Origin of the sequence: Streptomyces sp. NPDC047081, assembly GCF_040643775.1 — a bacterium.
GTDB lineage: Bacteria > Actinomycetota > Actinomycetes > Streptomycetales > Streptomycetaceae > Streptomyces.
Genome location: NZ_JBEYUY010000020.1, coordinates 34,605 through 53,315 on the forward strand (window position 1 = coordinate 34,605; position 18,711 = coordinate 53,315).

Sequence of the window (18,711 nt, forward strand, 5' to 3'; positions counted from 1 at the left end):
TCATAGATGACTGAGCGTCAGAACGCCGACGGGGCAAGGGAGAAGGACCGGCCGTGGCTCATGCGCACGTACGCCGGTCACTCCACGGCCGAGGCGTCCAACGAGCTGTACCGGCGCAACCTCGCCAAGGGCCAGACCGGCCTGTCGGTCGCGTTCGACCTGCCGACGCAGACCGGCTACGACTCCGACCACATCCTCGCCCGCGGCGAGGTCGGCCGGGTCGGCGTGCCGATCGCGCACCTCGGTGACATGCGCCGGCTGTTCCAGGACATCCCCCTGGAGCAGATGAACACCTCGATGACGATCAACGCCACCGCCATGTGGCTGCTGGCGCTCTACCAGGTCGTCGCCGAGGAGCAGGGTGCGGACATCACCAAGCTCCAGGGCACGACCCAGAACGACATCGTGAAGGAGTACCTGTCGCGGGGCACGCACGTGTTCCCGCCGGGTCCCTCGCTCCGTCTGACGACGGACATGATCTGCTACACGGTCAACCACATCCCCAAGTGGAACCCGATCAACATATGCAGCTATCACCTCCAGGAGGCGGGGGCGACCCCGGTCCAGGAGATCGCGTACGCCATGTCGACGGCGATCGCGGTGCTGGACGCGGTGCGGGACTCGGGGCAGGTGCCGGCCGAGAAGTTCGGTGACGTCGTCGCCCGGATCTCCTTCTTCGTGAACGCGGGCGTCCGCTTCATCGAGGAGATGTGCAAGATGCGCGCCTTCGGCCGCATCTGGGACAAGATCACCCGCGAGCGCTACGGCATCGAGAACGCCAAGCAGCGCCGCTTCCGGTACGGCGTCCAGGTCAACTCCCTCGGTCTGACCGAGGCGCAGCCGGAGAACAACGTCCAGCGGATCGTCCTCGAGATGCTCGCCGTGACCCTCTCGAAGGACGCGCGCGCGCGTGCCGTGCAACTCCCGGCCTGGAACGAGGCGTTGGGCCTGCCCCGCCCCTGGGACCAGCAGTGGTCGCTGCGCATCCAGCAGGTCCTCGCCCACGAGAGCGACCTGCTGGAGTACGAGGACATCTTCGAGGGCTCGCACGTCATCGAGGCGAAGGTCGCGAAGCTCGTCGAGGAGTCCCTCGCCGAGATCGACCGGATCCAGGAGATGGGCGGCGCGATGGCCGCCGTCGAGTCGGGCTACCTGAAGTCGCAGCTCGTCTCCTCGCACGCCGAGCGCAGGGCTCGTATTGAGTCCGGTCAAGAGAAGATCGTGGGCGTCAACATCTTCAATACGACCGAGCCCAATCCATTGACCGCCGATCTCGATACAGCCATCCAGACAGTCGATCCAGCTGTCGAGGCACGGGTCATCGCATCACTGCAGAACTGGCGCGACACCCGCTACCAGCCGCCCTTCAACCACCCGCGCCCGTGCAAGGCGCTGGAGAAGCTGAAGGAGGCGGCCAGGGGCACCGGCAACCTCATGGAGGCCACCCTGGAGTGCGCCCGTGCGGGGGCCACGACCGGTGAGTGGGCCGGTGCCCTGCGCGAGGTGTTCGGCGAGTTCCGCGCCCCGACGGGTGTCTCGTCCGCGCCGGTGGCGGTCCCCGCCGAGGAGGGCTCGGCCATGGCCGAGGTGCGGCGCAAGGTCGAGCTGACGGCGAAGGACCTGGGCGTCGGCAAGCTCCGCTTCCTGGTCGGCAAGCCGGGCCTGGACGGGCACTCCAACGGCGCCGAGCAGATCGCCGTGCGGGCCCGGGACGCCGGCTTCGAGGTGGTCTACCAGGGCATCCGGCTGACGCCGGAGCAGATCACGGACGCGGCCCTCGCCGAGGACGTGCACGCGGTCGGCCTGTCCATCCTGTCCGGCTCGCACGCCCAGCTGGTCCCCGACGTGCTGGAACGGCTCCGTGTGGCCGGTGCCACAGACATCCCCGTCATCGCCGGTGGGATCATCCCCAATGGTGACGCCGAGCAGCTGAGGGCCGCCGGAGTGGCCGCCGTCTTCACCCCGAAGGACTTCGACATCACCGGAATCATCGGCCGCATCGTCGACGAGATCCGGAAAGCGAACAAGCTCGACCCCCTGGAGGTCCCCGCATGACCACGCCCGTCAACCGTCTGCGTCCGCGACGCTCGTGCCTCGCGGTCCCCGGAAGCAACCCCCGCTTCCTGGAGAAGGCGCAGGGCCTCCCCGCCGACCAGGTCTTCCTGGACCTGGAGGACGCGTGCGCCCCGCTCGCCAAGCCCGAGGCCCGGCACACGATCGTCAAGTTCCTCAACGAGGGCGACTGGACGGGCAAGACGAGGGTCGTGCGCGTCAACGACTGGACGACCGAGTGGACGTACCGGGACGTCGTCACGGTCGTCGAGGGCGCCGGGCAGAACCTCGACTGCATCATGCTGCCCAAGGTGCAGACGGCCCAGCAGGTCGTCGCCCTCGACCTCCTGCTGACCCAGATCGAGAAGACCATGGGCTTCGAGGTCGGCAAGATCGGCATCGAGGCGCAGATCGAGAACGCCCAGGGCCTCAACAACGTCAACGAGATCGCGACGGCCTCCCAGCGCGTCGAGACGATCATCTTCGGCCCGGCCGACTTCATGGCGTCGATCAACATGAAGTCGCTGGTCGTGGGCGAGCAGCCGCCCGGCTACCCGGCGGACGCCTACCACTACATCCTGATGAAGATCCTGATGGCCGCCCGCGCCAACAACCTCCAGGCGATCGACGGCCCCTACCTGCAGATCCGCAACATCGACGGCTACCGCGAGGTCGCCCAGCGCGCCGCCGCCCTCGGCTTCGACGGCAAGTGGGTGCTGCACCCGGGCCAGGTCGAGGCGTCCAACGAGATCTTCTCGCCCTCGCAGGAGGACTACGACCACGCCGAGCTGATCCTGGACGCGTACGACTACTACACGTCCGAGGCGGGCGGCAAGAAGGGCTCCGCGATGCTCGGCGACGAGATGATCGACGAGGCCAGCCGCAAGATGGCGCTGGTCATCTCCGGCAAGGGGCGTGCGGCCGGCATGCAGCGCACGTCGAAGTTCGAGATCCCGGAGGCCTGAGCGCGATGCAGTTCGGACGCACCTACGAGGAGTTCGAGGTCGGGGCGACGTACAAGCACTGGCCGGGGAAGACGGTCACGGAGTACGACGACCACCTCTTCTGTCTCCTCACCATGAACCACCACCCGCTCCACATGGACACCAACTATGCGGAGAAGACGACGGACTTCGGCAAGAACGTCGTCGTCGGGAACTACATCTACTCACTGCTGCTCGGCATGAGCGTGCCGGACATCTCCGGCAAGGCGATTGCCAACCTGGAGATCGAGTCGCTGAAGCACGTGGCGCCGACCTTCCACGGCGACACGATCTACGGCCAGACGAGCGTGCTCGACAAGTGGCCCTCCAAGTCGAAGAACGACCGCGGGATCGTCTACGTCGAGACCAAGGGCTACAAGCAGGACGGCACCCTGGTCTGCGTGTTCCGCCGCAAGGTGATGGTGCCGACCGAGACGTACATCAAGGAGCGCGGCGGCGAGCAGCCCGGCCGCCCGGAACTTCAGGAGGGCTGAGCCCCATGGCACGCCTCGCCCAGACCGCCGGTCTGACCGACGTCCAGCAGGAGATCCTCTCCACCGTCCGCGACTTCGTGGACAAGGAGATCATCCCGGTCGCGACCGAGCTGGAGCACCGTGACGAGTACCCGCAGCAGATCGTCGACGGGCTCAGGGAGTTGGGCCTGTTCGGTCTGATGATCCCGGAGGAGTACGGGGGTCTGGGCGAGTCGCTGCTCACCTACGCCCTGTGCGTCGAGGAGATCGCCCGCGGCTGGATGTCGGTCTCCGGCATCATCAACACCCACTTCATCGTGGCCTACATGCTCAAGCAGCACGGCACGCAGGAGCAGAAGGACCACTTCCTGCCGCGCATGGCGGCCGGCGACATCCGCGGTGCCTTCTCGATGTCGGAGCCGGGCCTCGGCTCGGACGTGTCCGCCATCACCTCCAAGGCGGTCAAGGACGGTGACGAATACGTCCTCAACGGCCAGAAGATGTGGCTGACGAACGGCGGAACGTCAAGTCTGGTCGCCGTACTCGTCCGAAGTGATGAAGGACACCCCGAGGGCACGGCGCCCCACAAGTCGATGACGACCTTCCTGGTCGAGAAGGAGCCCGGCTTCGGAGAGGTCCGCCCCGGCCTCACCATCCCCGGGAAGATCGACAAGATGGGCTACAAGGGCGTCGACACCACCGAGTTGATCATGGATGGCCTGCGGATTCCGGCCAACCGCGTGCTCGGCGGCGAGACCGGCCGAGGTTTTTACCAAATGATGGACGGGGTCGAGGTCGGCCGCGTCAACGTGGCGGCGCGTGGCTGTGGCGTCGCTCAGCGTGCCTTCGAACTCGGCGTCCAGTACGCCCAGCAACGCCACACTTTCGGCAAGGCGATCGCCCAGCACCAGGCCATCCAGTTCAAACTGGCGGAGATGGCCACCAAGGTCGAGGCCGCCCATGCGATGATGGTGAACGCCGCACGCAAAAAGGACTCCGGCGAACGAAACGACCTTGAGGCAGGGATGGCGAAGTACCTCGCCTCCGAGTACTGCAAGGAGGTCGTGGAGGACGCCTTCCGGATCCACGGTGGCTACGGCTTCTCCAAGGAGTACGAGATCGAGCGCCTCTACCGCGAGGCGCCGATGCTGCTCATCGGTGAAGGTACCGCCGAGATCCAGAAGATGATCATCGGTCGCAGGCTGCTCGAAGAGTATCGATTCCAGGGCTAGATGTCCGGATACGGGGTGTTTTCTTGGAGAAGAAGATCACACCCCGTAGGCACTCTTCAGCCGCCGACTCGGCTTCCTGGCTTGCCCAGTTGTGGCCGTCGACCGGTACGATCCCCGGAAAGCCGCCGTCCCCCGTTACAGCGCGGCATCATCCGCTACGAAGGTCATCCATGCCCCACAGCCAAACCTCTGCACCACGCGACAGCCTGGCAGGCGTACGTCTTGCGCGCGGAGCATCGCCGTGGCTTCTGCCGACCGTCGCCACCGCAGCCCTCAGCCTGGCCCGGGCGCGCCGTTCCGGCGTCGCCAAGGCCGTGGCCGTGCCCGCCACCGCGCTCGCGGCGGGCATGCTGTGGTTCTTCCGCGACCCCGAGCGCGAGATCGCTCAGGGCCGGGTCATCTCGCCCGCCGACGGTGTGGTGCAGAGCATCATGCCGTGGAAGGACGGCCGTACCCGCGTCGCGATCTTCATGAGCCCGCTCAACGTCCACGTCAACCGCGCGCCGCTCTCCGGCGAGGTGACGTCGGTGGAGCACATCCCCGGCGGGTTCGTTCCGGCGTTCAACAAGGAGAGCGAGAACAACGAGCGCGTAGTCTGGCATTTCGACACCGAACTCGGCGACATCGAGATGATCCAGATCGCCGGCGCGGTGGCCCGTCGCATCGTGCCCTACATCCCGCAGGGGACGAAGGTCGAGCAGGGCGACCGCATCGGTCTGATCCGCTTCGGCTCGCGCGTCGACATCTACCTGCCCGAGGGCGTGGAGGTGGCGGTCGAGGTCGGTCAGAAGACCGTGGCTGGGGTGACTCGCATTGACCGTGATTGATCCTTCAGATACCCAGGCGGGCTGGGTTCCCGAGGCCGAAGAGGTGGACGACGAGGAGGAGATGCCTCTTTCTCTCCGCCTCTCAATAGCGGACACCCTCACCCTCGGCAACGCGACGTGCGGCTTCATGGCGGTGTACTTCACCACCACCGGCATCCTGATCCCGCACCTGACCGACAGCCAGGAATCCGGCATGGCCCGCAACAGCGCGGCCACCGCGGTCATCCTGATGCTGTGCGCGGCGGTCTTCGACCTGTTCGACGGCCTGGTCGCCCGCAAGCTGCGCTCCTCCCCCATGGGCGCGGAGCTGGACAACCTCTCCGACCTGATCAGCTTCGGCCTCGCACCGGCGTACTTCGTGCTGGTCTACGGCATGGTCGCCGACGACGCGTACCAGAAGGTGGCGGCGGTCGGGGCGATCGTGGTGCTCCTGGCCGTGGTGCTGAGACTCGCGCGCTTCTCGTGTGTGACGCCGACGAACGGCATGTTCCAGGGCATGCCGTCCCCGTTCGGCGCGCTCACGGTCGTCTCGATCGTGCTCCTTGAGCTCCCGTTCTTCGCGACGCTCCTGGCGATCCTGGGCACGGCCTGGCTGATGGTGAGCCGCGTCGAGTACCCGAAGCCGCGCGGGCGCAGCGCGGCGGCCATGCTCACCTGGATCGTGCTGAGCATGGGCCTCCTGGCGGCGTGGGCCTTCGACGCCCCCAGCGGCCAGCTGCTCCTCCAGACGGGCTGCGCGCTGCAGCTGGTCATGGGCGCGGTCATCCCGCTGTTCGCCACGGCCCGCCGGGTGAACAACTTCCGCGACAACCGCCGAGAGGCGCGGGCGGCCCAGCTTCCGTAGCGGATCCCGTACGACGACGAAGGGCCCCGAGCCGACCGGCTCGGGGCCCTTCGTCATGCCGTCCGGCTCCCGCTCAGGTCAGGAAGTCGCGCGCGATCTGCTCGGCGACCCGCTCCAGGATGGGCCCGGCGTCCGAGATGCACTTGGCGACGTCCGGCTCGGCGTCCGTCAGCGGGTACGCCCGGCGGATCCCGGCCCGGCCCAGCGCCTCCGGGGGCAGGGCGAGGCGGCCGCAGACCGCGACGACCTCCTTGTCGGCGGCGCGGGCCGCGGCGGCGACGCCCGCGGGGGCCTTGCCGTGCAGGGTCTGCTCGTCGAGGGAGCCCTCGCCGGTGATCACCAGTTCCGCGCGCTCCAGGGCCGGCGCGAAGCCCAGGACGTCGAGCATGACCTCGATGCCGGGGCGGAAGCGGGCGCCGAGCAGGAGGGCGCCGTAACCGATGCCGCCGGCCGCACCCGCGCCGGGCGAGGCGGCGTACTCGGCGGCCTTCGCGCCGATCGCCCCCTCCAGCACCTTGGCGTAGTGGGCGAGGGCCGAGTCCAGGGTCTCCACGTCGTCCGGGGAGGCGCCCTTCTGCGGGCCGTACACGGCCGGGGCGCCCTTGGGGCCGGTGAGGGGGTTGTCGACATCGCTGGCGAGGACCAGCTCGACGGAGGCGAGGCGCGGGTCCAGGCCGGACAGGTCGGCCGAGGCGAGCTCGCCCAGGCCGCCGCCGCCCGGCGGGACCGGCTCGCCGTCGGCGTCCAGGAAGCGCGCGCCCAGCGCGGAGAGCATGCCGGCACCGCCGTCGGTCGTGGCGCTGCCGCCGACGCCGAAGACGATCGTCCGCGCGCCCGCGTCGAGAGCGGCCCGCAGCACCTCGCCGGAGCCGTACGTGGAGGCCGTCAGCGGCGCGAAGACGCCTGCTGGGAGCCGCTGGAGGCCGCTGGCCTCGGCCATCTCCACGACCGCGGTGTCGCCGCGCAGCGCGAAGGCCGCCGTCACGTCGTTGCCGAGCGGGCCCGCGACCAGGAGCTCGTGCCGCTCGAAACCGGCCGCGACGGCGGCGTCCACGGTCCCGTCACCGCCGTCCGCCACGGGTAGCGAGGCCACCTCGGCGTCCGGCACGACCCGGCGCAGCCCGGCCGTCACACGCTCGGCGACCTGCACGGCCGTCAGCGACCCCTTGAACTTGTCCGCGGCGATGAGCACGCGCTGTGTCACCTGTATCCCCTTGCTCTCCGGGCCTCACGCACGTCAAGGCCAGTCGCGCCGCTGCGACCTTAACCGGAGACCGCCCCCGCCGTCATGCACCGCCCGGACCCTGAGAACGGCGTGGGAACAACGTACGAGCGCCGTGTCAGGCGCCTGTGCGGACGCCCAAAACCCGCGCGGGCGCCCCCGGAATTGGGTAAACCGGTCCTATGACCCCTGTGGGCACCGAGCCAGAGCTCGCCGACCGCGTCCTCGGGGGCTGGCTCGGCCGGATCGCGGGCAACATGCTCGGCAAGCCGGTCGAGCAGGGCGACCTGTGGACGCGGGACCGTATCGACCGCTATCTCCGGCAGGCCGCCGCCCTGCCGCTGACCGACTACCTCCCCGAGCCCGCCGACGAGAGCGACGGCTTCGAGCTGCGCCCCGAGTGGCGCGAGTGCGTGCGCGGGCGCATCCACGGCAGCTGCCGGGACGACGACGTCGACTACGCGATCCTGGGCCTGGACCTCCTGGAGACCCACGGTTTCGGCTTCAGCACCGAGCAGGTGGGCGACCTGTGGCTGCTGAGACTGCCGTACCTGCAGACCTTCACGGCGGAACGGGCGGCGTACCGCAATCTCGCGAACGGCCTCAAGCCGCCGCTGACCGCCACCTACGACAACCCCTACCAGGAGTGGATCGGCGCCCTGATCCGCGCCGACATCTACGGTTGGACCAGCCCCGGCCTGCCGCGTCGCGCGGCCTCGCTGGCCCGCCGGGACGCGGTGCTGTCGCACACCGGGAACGGGGTGTACGGCGCGATGTGGGCGGCCGCGCTGATCTCGGCGGCGTTCACGGCGCCGACGGTCCGGCACGCGGTCGACGAGGCGCTGTCCGTCGTCCCGGCCTCCAGCCGCCTGGCCCGTACCGTACGGCGGGTCGTCTCGCTCCATGACACCCGGATGACCTGGGAGGACACGCTCACCACGGTCGCCGAGGAGACCGCCGGGCTCGGCTGGATCCACACCATCCCGAACGCGGCCGTCCTCACCGCGGGCCTGCTGTACGGCGACGGCGACTTCACCCGCACCATCACGCTCACCGTCCGCGGCGGCCTCGACACCGACTCCAACGGCGCGACGGCGGGCTCGGTGGCGGGCGTGCTCACCGGCGCGGAGGCGATCCCGGCGCAGTGGAAGGAGCCGCTGGAGGACACGGTCCGCAGCGCGGTCTTCGGCTTCGACGGGGCCCACATCAGCGAGCTGGCGGAGCGGACGCTGCAACTGGCGGAGGCGGAGCCCTAGGGAGCGGGGGGTGCGTTCGTCGGAGCCTGCGCCGTCGCTTCCGTGAACACCCCGGCCGTCAGTCCCATCGCCCGCAGCACCAGACGGTCGCGCAGTCCGTCCGGCAGGAACCGCAGCAGGGCGAGTACGCGGCCGTCGCGGCCGGTGGTGCGGAGCGTGGCGGGGCGACGTGCGGTCAGGGCGCGGACGACGGCGTTCACGGCGGGCTCGACGGAGCCCAACGTCTGCCGCGCGGCGGTCGCTCGTACGGCGTCGAGGGCGGCGGCGTAGTACCGCTGGGTCTCCGCCGAACCCACCCGTCCGAGCGCCGCACTCGCCTTGTCGGCCGTCGCGAAGATGGCGGTGTCCATGGCGCCGGGTTCGACGAGGGAGACCTTGACGCCCTGGTGGCGCAGTTCCGCGCGCAGGGACTGGGTGAGCGCCGACAGGGCCGCCTTGGACGCGGCGATCGGGCCGAAGAAGGGCGGCGGGACGCGCGCGGAGACGGCGCCGATGTTCACGATCCGGCCGCCCGCGGTCCGCAGGGCGGGCAGGAAGGCACGGATCACGGCGGCCTGCCCGATCACGTTGATCTCGAACTGCCGCCGCCATGCCTCGGCCGGCGTCAGTTCGACGGGGCCCTGCCCCATGACGGCGGCGCTGTTGACGAGGCCGTCGAGACGCGACCCGACCGCTTCAGCGGCAGCGTGGACGGACTCCTCGTCGGTGAGGTCCAGCCGTACGGGCTCGAAGCCGGCGTCCCGCAGCGCGGTCGCGTCCGCGGGCCTGCGGTGGGCGGCGTACACGATCCAGCCGTCGGCGTGCAGCCTGCGGGCCACGGCGGAGCCGACGCCGCCGGTGGCGCCGGTGACAAGGACGGTTCGGGGCGGGGTCAGCTCAGCCACAGGGGCCGCCTCTCACAAGGGAGTTCGGTGTCCCTTCACCCTCCGCCGGACTGCGGGCCGCTTGAAGAGTGCAGAATTTACTGGTGGCAGCGACACCACCACCAGAGGCGAAGGATCATCCGCGCAAGGCACTCGGCGCGTTCCTGCGCTCCCGCCGCGAGCGCGCCGATCCCGCGGGGACCGGGCTGCCTCCCGGTGGGCGGCGCCGTACGCCCGGCCTGCGCCGCGAGGAGGTCTCGCTGCTGTCCGGTGTGAGCCTGACCTGGTACACGTGGCTCGAACAGGGCCGCGACATCAACGTCTCCCCGCAGATCCTGCTGGCCCTCTCCCGCGCGCTGCAGCTGGACGAGGTGGAACGCGCCCATCTGTTCCGCCTGTCGAGCCTGCCCGTCCCGGAACCGACCGAGCGATCGCGCGACGTCCCGGACGCGATCCGCACCTTCCTGGACACCCTCCTGCCCAACCCGGCGTTCGTGATCGACCGCTGCTTCGACGTCCTGGCCTGGAACCGGGCGCAGGAGCAGATCCTGGGCGACGCCCTGCTGGACCGTGCGCCGGGCGAGCTGAACAGCGTCTGGATGCTCTTCCGCGAACCGCTGCTGCGGACCCTGATGCCCGAGTGGGAGGCGGAGGCGCGCTGGCTGACCGGGCTGCTGCGCCAGCAGGCGGCGTACGAACTCGACAACCCCCGCTTCACGGAACTGATCGACGAACTCCTCGCCACCAGCGCGGAGTTCGCGGCCCTGTGGCCGCAGCACGACGTCGTCGAGTTCCGCTCCTCCGTCCGCCGCTACCGTCACCCGGACGTCGGCGACATCGAGGTGTCGTACGTGCGCATGGCACTGGAGGAAGCCCCCTGGCTGAGCCTGATCTGTCACTTCCCCGAGCCGGGCAGCGAGGACGAGAGGCGTCTGCGCAAGCTGGTTGCCCTTCCTGGATGACCAGCCTGGTTACCCTGCACTCATGACCAGCTCCGAAGAATTCGCCGCGTACATCGCGGGTCTGCCCCGCGTCCTCTCCGGTGCCGCCGCCCTCTTCCGCGACGCGGAGGGGCGGGTGCTGCTCGTCGAGCCCAACTACCGTGAGGGGTGGGCGCTTCCGGGCGGCACGATCGAGTCCGACGGCGGCGAGACCCCGCGCCAGGGCGCGCACCGCGAGACGCTGGAGGAGATCGGCCTCGACCGCAGGCTCGGCCGGCTGCTCGCGGTGGACTGGGTGTACCGCCCGGGCTGGCCGCCGCTGGTGGCGTACCTCTACGACGGCGGAGTCCTCACCGAGGACGACTTCAAGGCGATCCGCCTCCAGGAGGAGGAGCTGCTGTCCTGGCGCCTGGTGGCCCCCGAGGACCTCCCGGACTACCTCCCCGGCCCCTTCGGCCACCGCGTCCTGGCGGCCCTGGACGTCCTGGCGGCGGGCTCGGGCACGGCGGAGCTGGAGAACGGCCGGCGGGTGGACCTCGACCTGTGAGCGACGGCCGCCCGCCGATATCCATTAGCCCCCGCCCCCGGCCCGTCCTACCCTCGGCCCCATGAACAGGCCTCTCGTCGCCATCCTCAGTGGCGCCGGCATCTCGACGGACTCCGGCATCCCCGACTACCGCGGCCCGGGCGGGCTGTGGCGGAAGGATCCCGAGGCCCAGAAGCTGGTGACGTACGAGTACTACATGGGCGATCCGGAGATCCGGCGGCGGTCGTGGCAGATGCGGCGCAAGAACCGCACGCTGAAGGCCGAGCCCAATGCCGCGCACCTCGCGGTGGCCGAGCTGGAGAGGTCCGGCGTGCCCGTGCGGGTCATCACGCAGAACGTCGACGGGCTGCACCAGCTCGCCGGGATGCCCGCCCGCAAGGTGCTCGAACTGCACGGCAGCGCACGGAGTTTCGTGTGCACCGGGTGCCATGCGCGCGGACCGATGGAGGACGCCATCGCCCGCGTCGAGGCCGGCGAGGACGATCCGCCGTGCCTGGAGTGCGGCGGAATCCTCAAGTCGGCCACGGTCATGTTCGGGGAGCGGCTCGACCCCGTCGTGCTCGGCGAGGCCGTCGCCATCACCAAGGCCTGCGAGGTCTTCGTCGCCGTCGGCAGCAGCCTGCAGGTGCAGCCCGCCGCCGGGCTCGCGGGTGTCGCCGCCGATCACGGGGCGCGGCTCGTGATCGTCAACGCCGAGCCGACGCCGTACGACGACCGCGCCAACGAGGTCGTACGGGAGCCCATCGGGACCGCCCTGCCCGCGGTGCTGCGCGCGCTCGGCGGTGGTTAGAACAGGGCCGTTCCGCTCTCGAACTCCAGCAGTCGGCGCTTGCGGTCCAGGCCGCCGCCGTAGCCGGTGAGGCTGCCGTTCGCGCCGACCACGCGGTGGCAGGGGACGACGATGCCGATCGGGTTCTTGCCGTTGGCGAGGCCGACCGCGCGGGAGGCGGAGGGGTTGCCGAGGGCCTCGGCGAGTTCACCGTAGGAGCGGGTCTCGCCGTAGGGGATGCGGCGCAGCTGGTCCCAGACAGTGCGCTGGAACGGGGTGCCGTTCAGGGAGAGTTGGAGGGTGAACTCCTTCAACTCCCCCTTGAAGTAGGCCTCCAGCTGTTCCTCGGCCTCGGCGAAGAGGCTCTCGTCCCGGCCGCCGAAGGTCTCCTCCGGTGGGCGGTGGCGCTGTTCGGTCATGTAGAGGCCGCACAGGACGCCGTCCTCGGCGACGAGGGTGAGGGGGCCGTAGGGGCTGTTCATGACGGTGTGCTGCTTCATCGGTTTTCCTTATGCGGGCTCATACAGGCTTATACGGGCAGGAAGTTGATCGGGTGGCTGTCCGTCGCCCACAGGTACTGGACCGCGTACGCCCGCCAGGGGCGCCAGGCCGAGGCGCGGGCCGTGAGGGCCGCCGGGGTTGAGGGCAGGCCCAACTCCTGGGCGGCGCGGCGGATTCCGAGGTCGGTGGGGAGGAAGGCGTCGGGGTCGCCGAGGGCGCGCATGGCGATGACGTCGACCGTCCAGGGGCCGAAGCCGGGGAGGGCCAGGAGGCGGGCGCGGGTTTCCGACCAGTCGCTCTCCACGCCCAAGTTGACGGTTCCGTCGGCGAGTTGGCGTACGAGTGTGGTGAAGGTGGTGCGGCGGGTGCGGGGCATCGCCAGGGACTCGGGGTCGAGGGAGGCGAGGGCCTCGGGGGTCGGGAAGAGGTGGGTGAGGCCGCCTTCCGGGTCGTCGACCGGGTCGCCGTGCGTGAGGACCAGGCGGGCGGCGTGGGTGCGGGCCGCGGCCGTGGAGACCTGCTGGCCGAGGACCGCCCGTACGGCGAACTCGGCCTCGTCGACCGTGCGCGGGACGCGCCGGCCGGGCGCCTTGTCGACCAGCGGCGCGAGCAGCGGGTCCGTGCGCAACTGGTCGTCGATGGCGACCGGGTCGGCGTCGAGGTCGAGCATGCGGCGGCAGCGGCTGATGGCGACGGGCAGGTCACGCAGGTCGCTGAGGGTGAGGCGGCAGGCGATGTGGTCGGACCTGGGGGTGAGGGTCGCGATGCCGTGGCCGTACGGGAGTCGGAGGGTGCGGCGGTAGGCGCCGTCGAGCCACTCCTCCACGCCGGGTACGGCGGTGGCGGCGAGGTGGCCGAAGAGGTTGTCGGGGTTGAGGGGGCTGCGGAAGGGGAGGCGGAGGGTGAGCGTGCCGGGGGTGCCTGCGGTCGAGAGCGCCTTCGTCTTCGGCAGGCGGGCGCGCAGTTCGCTGGGTGTGAGGGCGAAGACCTCGCGGACGGTGTCGTTGAAGGTGCGGATCGAGGAGAAGCCGGCGGCGAAGGCGATCTCGGCCATGGGCAGCGGGGTCGTCTCGATCAACAGGCGTGCGGTCTGGGCGCGTTGGGCGCGGGCGAGGGCCAGGGGGCCGGCGCCGAGTTCGGCGAGCAGCTGGCGCTCGACCTGCCGGGCGCTGTAGCCGAGGCGGGTGGCGAGGCCTGGCACGCCCTCGCGGTCGACCACGCCGTCGGCGATCAGACGCATCGCGCGGGCCACGAGGTCGGCCCGCTGGTTCCACTCCGGGGAGCCCGGGCTGGTGTCGGGACGGCAGCGCTTGCAGGCCCGGAAGCCGGCCTGCTGACAGGCGGCCGCGCTCGGGTAGAAGGTCATGTTCTCGGGCCTGGGCGGTACGACCGGGCAGCTGGGCCGGCAGTAGATCCGGGTGGTCAGGACCGCCGTGAAGAACCAGCCGTCGAAGCGGGCGTCCTTGGACTGGACGGCGCGTACGCAGCGCTCTCGGTCGGTGTGCATCCCGTTCTGCATGCGTCCAGCATCGACGATGGGCCGGGCGTGGGCTGGCGAGAATCCGACATCAACCTCGCGCGGGCTGGGACGCCACGGATCACCTACCGAAGGCGGCCGCACGCAGCCCACATGAACAGTCGTTCATACGTTCCTGTGCGATGGGTAGGATGCCCTCATGGGTCATGGAGCCGTCACCGCCGCGCAGGACGCCACCGAGCGCGTACGTCTGGACGCGGGCAATGTCGCCAAGGTGGCCACCACGCTGCAGGCCCTGTCGACGCCCTCCCGGCTGCTGATCCTCGCGCGGCTGCGTGAAGGGCCGCTGCCTGCCACGGAGTTGGCGGCCGAGGTGGGCATGGAGCAGTCGGCGTGTTCGCACCAGCTGCGGCTGCTGCGCAACCTGGGGCTGGTCGTGGGTGAGCGGCGGGGCCGGTCGGTGGTGTACGCGCTGCACGACCACCATGTCGCCGAACTCCTCGACCAGGCCGTCTACCACGTCGAACATCTGCGGCTGGGGATCAGTGACACTGGCGAGTGAGCCGTCCGTCGCCTCGCGGCGGCAGATGTGGCCCCTGTACGCCGCCGGTTTCACCACGGCCTTCGGCGCGCACGGCATCGCCGCGAACCTCGGGGGCGCCGGGAAGGACACCGTCACCTCGCTGCTCGTGCTGGGCGGGCTGCTCGCGCTGTACGACGGTGCCGAGGTGCTGCTGAAGCCGGTGTTCGGGACGCTGGCGGACCGGGTCGGGGCGCGGCCGGTGCTGCTCGGGGGGCTGGTGGCGTTCGCGGTCGCGTCGGCGCTGTACGTACTCGCGGACAGCCCGGGGTGGCTGTGGGCGGCGCGGCTGGGGCAGGGGGCGGCGGCCTCCGCCTTCTCACCGTCGGCGTCGGCGCTGGTGTCACGGCTGAATCCGGCCGCCAAGCAGGGGCGGGCGTTCGGGAGTTACGGGTTCTACAAGTCGATCGGCTACACGCTGGGGCCGCTGCTCGGCGGGGTCCTGGTGTGGGCGGGCGGGCTGCGGCTGCTGTTCGCCGTGCTGGCGGTGCTCGGTGCGGGTGTGGCGCTGTGGGCGCTGGCCGCCGTACCCGTCGTACCGCCGCTTCCCCGGGCCCGGCAGACGGTGCTGGACCTGGCGCGGCGGCTGGCGGACCCGGCGTTCCTGGGGCCGACGGCGGCGCTCGCGGGGGCGACGGCCGCGCTGTCGGTCGGGGTGGGTTTCCTGCCGGTGTCGGGCCGGGCGGCGGGGCCCGGGACGGTGGCGACGGGGGCGGCGGTGTCGGTGCTGGCGGCCTGCGCGGCGGTCGTACAGCCGCGTGCGGGACGGGCGTTGGACGCGGGGCGCCTGACCGCGTGCGGCGGACTCACGGCCGGACTGTTGCTGGCTGCAACCGGGCTGGCCTGCGCGATGCTCCCGGGGCTGACCGGCGTACTCCTCGCCGCGGCCCTCATCGGCGCCGGCACGGGCCTGATCACCCCGCTCGGTTTCGCGGCCCTGGCCTCCTCGACCCCGAAGGAACGGCTCGGCCAGACCATGGGCGCGGCGGAACTCGGCCGCGAACTGGGCGACGCGGGCGGCCCGTTGCTGGTGGCGGCGGTCGCCACGACGGCAACCCTGACGTACGGGTATGCGGCGCTGGCGGTGGTGCTGGGCGGGGGGACTGCGGTGGTTGCGATGGTGCGGGGGCGGGTGCGCGGTGGGGCGGGGGCGTGAGCGGGCCGAGGGCATGAGCGGGCTCAAGGTGCGGGGTGGAGCGAGGGCCTGAAACCGCTCCGGGCCCCGGATAGGGCGAGGGCCAGAGACAGCTCGGGGCGCGCACGTAAGCCGCGCACCTGCGCCACCACGCGCCACGCGCGCTAAGCCGAGCGCATGCGCCGCGCGCCCGCCCTCCCCCGGCGCGCGGCGCGTTCAATCGCGGCGGCGGACACGCGCCCGCTGCCCACCCCACCCCACCCGATCGACGCGCCCCCCGCCCACCACACCCGCCAGCCCCGTCACACCGCGCGGCGCCCCACCGCCTCCTGCTCGGAAGCCAGCGCCCAGATCACGAAAACATCGATCGCCATCATGATCACGGACCACACCGGCGCGTACGGCAGGAACAGGAACTGGGCGATCAGGCTGAGCGAGGCGAGCAGGATGCCTGCGAAACGTGCCCAGGAGGCGCCCTTGAGCACGCCGTAACCGGTCGCGGCGACCAGGGCGCCCAGGATGACGTGGATCCAGCCCCAGCCGGTGAGGTTGAGCTCGTACACGTACGTGCCGATACGGCCGTACACGTCGTCGTCGGCGATCGCGGCGATGCCCTGGAGGATGGCGAGGACGCCGTTGCAGAGCATCAGCACACCCGCGAACACGGCGCCGCCGGTCACCCAGCCGTCACCGCCGCCCCGAGGCGAGTGCGGCGGCCGACCGGCCGTCCACGGTTCGCCGATCTCGCTCCGGGAGGTTCCGGGCTTGCGCGGTGCGTCCTGGCTCATCGGCGGTGATCCCTTCTCGCTCCCCCGCGGTCGGCTCAGTCCGAGCCTTCGGGTGAGCGATGGGTACCGCCATTCGGGGTACGCCGACCGGGTGAGGCCCGGCTCGTCAGCCGTCGCTCTCGCCCAGCAGCTCGCGCAGGGCCTTCTCCTCCGCCGGGCTCAGGCCGGTGACGAAGTGCTGCAGGGCGGCGATGGGATCGGGGCCCCGGTCCAGGGCCCGGTGCATGGCCTCGGCGGTCATCTGCGCCGCGTTCTTCACCGGGCGGTAGGCGCCGCGCCGGCCGTCCGCGTCCCGATGCACGAGACCCTTGTCGTGCAGGCGCCGCAGGATGGTGTGCACGGTGTTGTAGGCGAGGTCGCCGCGGAGTTCCGCCTGGATCTCGGCGGGGGTGAGCGCCCGGTCCGTCGCCCACAGGGTCGCGAGGACCTCGCTCTCCAGCTCGCCCGGGTTGCGCCGTTCGGCCCTGCGGCGAGGGGTCGTGCCTGCCATGGCCACCACCTTACGGCGCGTAGGGTCCGTCGGTCACCGACTCGTACCTCCCCCTTACCCGCCTCCGACCCTCGTCCGACCTACGGGTTGTAGTGTGACGATTTGGGTAGACCCTACAACCTGTAGGGCCGGAGGGATGAGCGATGGCAAGGGCCTCCGACGCCGCAGCCGCGCGGGCGGGCGCGACCGCGCTCTCGCGGACGCGCACACCCGCCCGGCGCACACCGTCCTGGGCGCGGCCACCCGCCGGCGAGGCACCCCACAAGCCGACGGCCGACCGCCTGCTCATGGCCGTACCGGCCGCCTTCACCCTGCTCCAACTCGTCCTGGTGCGCGCCGGAATGGGCCTCGGCTGGGACGAGTCGGTGTACGTCAGCCAGGTGAGCGGGCACGCCCCGGCGGCGTTCTTCAGCGCGCCGCGCGCCCGTGGCATCAGCCTGCTGGTCGCCCCGATCGCCTCCTGGTCGTCGTCGACCCCCTTGCTGCGGGTGTACCTCGCGGTCATGTCCGGCCTCGGCCTGTACTGGGCCCTGCGCGCCTGGCGCGGCCTCTTCCCGACCGGCGTGCTCGCGGCGGGCGGCGCCCTGTTCGCGTCCTTGTGGATCACTCTCTTCTACGGTCCCCAGGCCATGCCCAACTACTGGGGGGCCGTGGGCGCCCTGGCCGCCGTGGGCTTCGTCCTGCACGCGCACCGCGAACGCGACCGGCGCGGACCCCTGTGGGGCCTGGCCGCGGGCGCGGCGCTGATGGCGTGGATGCGGCCCACGGACGCCGTCTGGGTCACCGTCCCGCTGCTCGTCCTCTGCCTCCGGGACCGCCGCCCGCGCCTCCTGCTCGCGCTCCTCGGCGGTCTGGCGGCGGGCGCGGCCGAGTGGATCGTCGAGGCGTACGTCCGTTACGGCGGCCTCGGCGCCCGGCTCTCCGCCGCCTCCCGCATCCAGGGCGGGCTGGGCCTGCACGACGCCGTGACCGACCAGCTGCGCAGCCTGGGCGGACGGGCGCTGTGCCGGCCGTGCACCGGGGCGGTGCCGAGCGCGCCGGTGATCGCCTGGTGGTTCGTCCTGCCGCTGCTGGCGGCCGCCGCACTGGTGATCGCGGTACGGGGCCGCCGTACGACCGCCACGGCGCTGCCGCTGGCCTGCGCCGTGACCGCGGCCGTGCCCTATCTCTTCCTCATCGGGTACGCGGCGCCTCGCTTCCTGCTGCCCGCGTACGCGCTTCTCGCGATCCCGGTCGCGGACGCGCTGACCCATCTGGTGACCGCGGCGGCGGGGCGGTGGCGGCTGGTCGCGGTGACGCTGGTGGCCGTCGGGGTGGCCGGTCATCTGGCCGTGCAGTTCGCGGTGTTGGAGGTCACGGTGTCGCGCACGACGGCCGACCACCGCGTCTGGGCCGACACGGCCGTGCAGCTGCGCCGCCTCGGAGTGCGTCCGCCGTGTCTGCTCACCGGGGGCGATTCCGTGCCCGTCGCCTTCTCCGCCGGGTGCGCCTCGGCGTACACGGCGGGCCATGACGCGAGCACGACCGCCGCGGCCCTCGCCCGCACCGCGCACCGCATGCCGGTCGCGTTCCTGACGACAGGCCCCGACCGTCCGCCGGCGTACGCGCGCGGTTGGCAGCGGTCCCGGGTGGCCGACGGTTACGTGTACGTCGCGCCAGCGGCTGTCGGGGAGCACGGGCAGGCGTGACGGGGCGGCTCGTGGTGTGTGCGTTGTGTGCGTTGTGTGCGGT

At 71.2% G+C, this 18,711-nt stretch carries 19 protein-coding genes; 13 read left to right on the forward strand and 6 right to left on the reverse strand.

Annotated features, from left to right (window positions below; all coding sequences use genetic code 11):
* The first annotated feature begins 6 nt into the window (after positions 1 to 6).
* The 6 genes from ABZ848_RS31960 (at position 7) to pssA (ending at position 6,411) form a co-directional block, all read left to right on the forward strand.
* Complete coding sequence (locus ABZ848_RS31960; RefSeq protein WP_360837530.1) at positions 7 to 2,055, forward strand: protein meaA; 2,049 nt, start codon at positions 7 to 9, stop codon at positions 2,053 to 2,055.
* The gene (locus tag ABZ848_RS31965; RefSeq protein ID WP_099932428.1) at positions 2,052 to 3,017 is read left to right on the forward strand and encodes a CoA ester lyase; all 966 of its coding nucleotides are present in this window, start codon (positions 2,052 to 2,054) and stop codon (positions 3,015 to 3,017) included. Before ABZ848_RS31960 ends, ABZ848_RS31965 begins: the two co-directional genes overlap by 4 nt.
* Before the next feature lie 5 nt (positions 3,018 to 3,022).
* Complete coding sequence (locus ABZ848_RS31970; protein WP_360837531.1) at positions 3,023 to 3,529, forward strand: MaoC family dehydratase; 507 nt, start codon at positions 3,023 to 3,025, stop codon at positions 3,527 to 3,529.
* 5 nt (positions 3,530 to 3,534) lie between these two features.
* Positions 3,535 to 4,740, forward strand: a complete 1,206-nt coding sequence (locus tag ABZ848_RS31975; RefSeq protein ID WP_242763353.1) for an acyl-CoA dehydrogenase family protein — start codon at positions 3,535 to 3,537, stop codon at positions 4,738 to 4,740.
* A 170-nt stretch (positions 4,741 to 4,910) separates the two neighbouring features.
* Complete coding sequence (locus ABZ848_RS31980; RefSeq protein WP_242763357.1) at positions 4,911 to 5,567, forward strand: phosphatidylserine decarboxylase; 657 nt, start codon at positions 4,911 to 4,913, stop codon at positions 5,565 to 5,567.
* Positions 5,568 to 5,628: 61 nt separating this feature from the next.
* The gene (pssA, locus tag ABZ848_RS31985) at positions 5,629 to 6,411 is read left to right on the forward strand and encodes a CDP-diacylglycerol--serine O-phosphatidyltransferase (protein ID WP_360837534.1); all 783 of its coding nucleotides are present in this window, start codon (positions 5,629 to 5,631) and stop codon (positions 6,409 to 6,411) included.
* Between the two features lie 73 nt (positions 6,412 to 6,484).
* On the opposite strand, the gene ABZ848_RS31990 is transcribed toward pssA, so the two are convergent.
* Positions 6,485 to 7,603 (reverse strand): glycerate kinase, encoded by a 1,119-nt coding sequence (locus ABZ848_RS31990; RefSeq protein ID WP_360837725.1) that lies wholly within the window; start codon positions 7,601 to 7,603, stop codon positions 6,485 to 6,487.
* Positions 7,604 to 7,815: 212 nt separating this feature from the next.
* On the opposite strand from ABZ848_RS31990, the gene ABZ848_RS31995 reads away from it, so the two are divergent.
* A complete protein-coding gene (locus ABZ848_RS31995; RefSeq protein WP_360837536.1) occupies positions 7,816 to 8,889 on the forward strand; it encodes an ADP-ribosylglycohydrolase family protein in 1,074 nt (357 codons plus the stop codon).
* Here ABZ848_RS31995 and ABZ848_RS32000 read toward each other — a convergent pair.
* A complete protein-coding gene (locus tag ABZ848_RS32000) occupies positions 8,886 to 9,773 on the reverse strand; it encodes an SDR family NAD(P)-dependent oxidoreductase (protein WP_360837538.1) in 888 nt (295 codons plus the stop codon). The genes ABZ848_RS31995 and ABZ848_RS32000 overlap by 4 nt on opposite strands.
* A gap of 83 nt (positions 9,774 to 9,856) precedes the next feature.
* On the opposite strand from ABZ848_RS32000, the gene ABZ848_RS32005 reads away from it, so the two are divergent.
* From ABZ848_RS32005 to ABZ848_RS32015, 3 genes are all read left to right on the forward strand, one after another.
* Positions 9,857 to 10,714 (forward strand): helix-turn-helix transcriptional regulator, encoded by an 858-nt coding sequence (locus tag ABZ848_RS32005; RefSeq protein WP_360837540.1) that lies wholly within the window; start codon positions 9,857 to 9,859, stop codon positions 10,712 to 10,714.
* 22 nt (positions 10,715 to 10,736) lie between these two features.
* A complete protein-coding gene (locus ABZ848_RS32010) occupies positions 10,737 to 11,240 on the forward strand; it encodes an NUDIX hydrolase (protein ID WP_360837542.1) in 504 nt (167 codons plus the stop codon).
* A 61-nt stretch (positions 11,241 to 11,301) separates the two neighbouring features.
* Positions 11,302 to 12,030 (forward strand): Sir2 family NAD-dependent protein deacetylase, encoded by a 729-nt coding sequence (locus ABZ848_RS32015; RefSeq protein WP_360837544.1) that lies wholly within the window; start codon positions 11,302 to 11,304, stop codon positions 12,028 to 12,030.
* Here ABZ848_RS32015 and ABZ848_RS32020 read toward each other — a convergent pair.
* Together ABZ848_RS32020 and ABZ848_RS32025 are read right to left on the reverse strand one after the other, a co-directional pair.
* On the reverse strand, positions 12,027 to 12,509 hold the full coding sequence (locus ABZ848_RS32020) for a methylated-DNA--[protein]-cysteine S-methyltransferase (RefSeq protein WP_360837546.1): 483 nt from the start codon (positions 12,507 to 12,509) through the stop codon (positions 12,027 to 12,029). The genes ABZ848_RS32015 and ABZ848_RS32020 overlap by 4 nt on opposite strands.
* Before the next feature lie 29 nt (positions 12,510 to 12,538).
* Positions 12,539 to 14,029: an AlkA N-terminal domain-containing protein gene (locus ABZ848_RS32025; RefSeq protein WP_360837548.1), complete on the reverse strand. Its 1,491-nt coding sequence runs from the start codon at positions 14,027 to 14,029 to the stop codon at positions 12,539 to 12,541.
* Positions 14,030 to 14,186: 157 nt separating this feature from the next.
* On the opposite strand from ABZ848_RS32025, the gene ABZ848_RS32030 reads away from it, so the two are divergent.
* Both ABZ848_RS32030 and ABZ848_RS32035 read left to right on the forward strand, forming a co-directional pair.
* Positions 14,187 to 14,549, forward strand: coding sequence for a metalloregulator ArsR/SmtB family transcription factor (locus ABZ848_RS32030; RefSeq protein WP_360837549.1), 363 nt, complete (start codon positions 14,187 to 14,189; stop codon positions 14,547 to 14,549).
* A gap of 25 nt (positions 14,550 to 14,574) precedes the next feature.
* Complete coding sequence (locus ABZ848_RS32035) at positions 14,575 to 15,723, forward strand: MFS transporter (protein WP_360837726.1); 1,149 nt, start codon at positions 14,575 to 14,577, stop codon at positions 15,721 to 15,723.
* Between the two features lie 281 nt (positions 15,724 to 16,004).
* On the opposite strand, the gene ABZ848_RS32040 is transcribed toward ABZ848_RS32035, so the two are convergent.
* Both ABZ848_RS32040 and ABZ848_RS32045 read right to left on the reverse strand, forming a co-directional pair.
* On the reverse strand, positions 16,005 to 16,490 hold the full coding sequence (locus ABZ848_RS32040) for a hypothetical protein (RefSeq protein ID WP_360837551.1): 486 nt from the start codon (positions 16,488 to 16,490) through the stop codon (positions 16,005 to 16,007).
* A gap of 106 nt (positions 16,491 to 16,596) precedes the next feature.
* Positions 16,597 to 16,980 carry a BlaI/MecI/CopY family transcriptional regulator gene (locus tag ABZ848_RS32045; protein ID WP_360837552.1) on the reverse strand — a complete coding sequence of 128 codons (384 nt, stop codon included), beginning with the start codon at positions 16,978 to 16,980 and terminating at the stop codon, positions 16,597 to 16,599.
* A 143-nt stretch (positions 16,981 to 17,123) separates the two neighbouring features.
* On the opposite strand from ABZ848_RS32045, the gene ABZ848_RS32050 reads away from it, so the two are divergent.
* A complete protein-coding gene (locus ABZ848_RS32050; protein ID WP_360837553.1) occupies positions 17,124 to 18,668 on the forward strand; it encodes a hypothetical protein in 1,545 nt (514 codons plus the stop codon).
* The last annotated feature ends 43 nt before the right edge of the window (positions 18,669 to 18,711 follow it).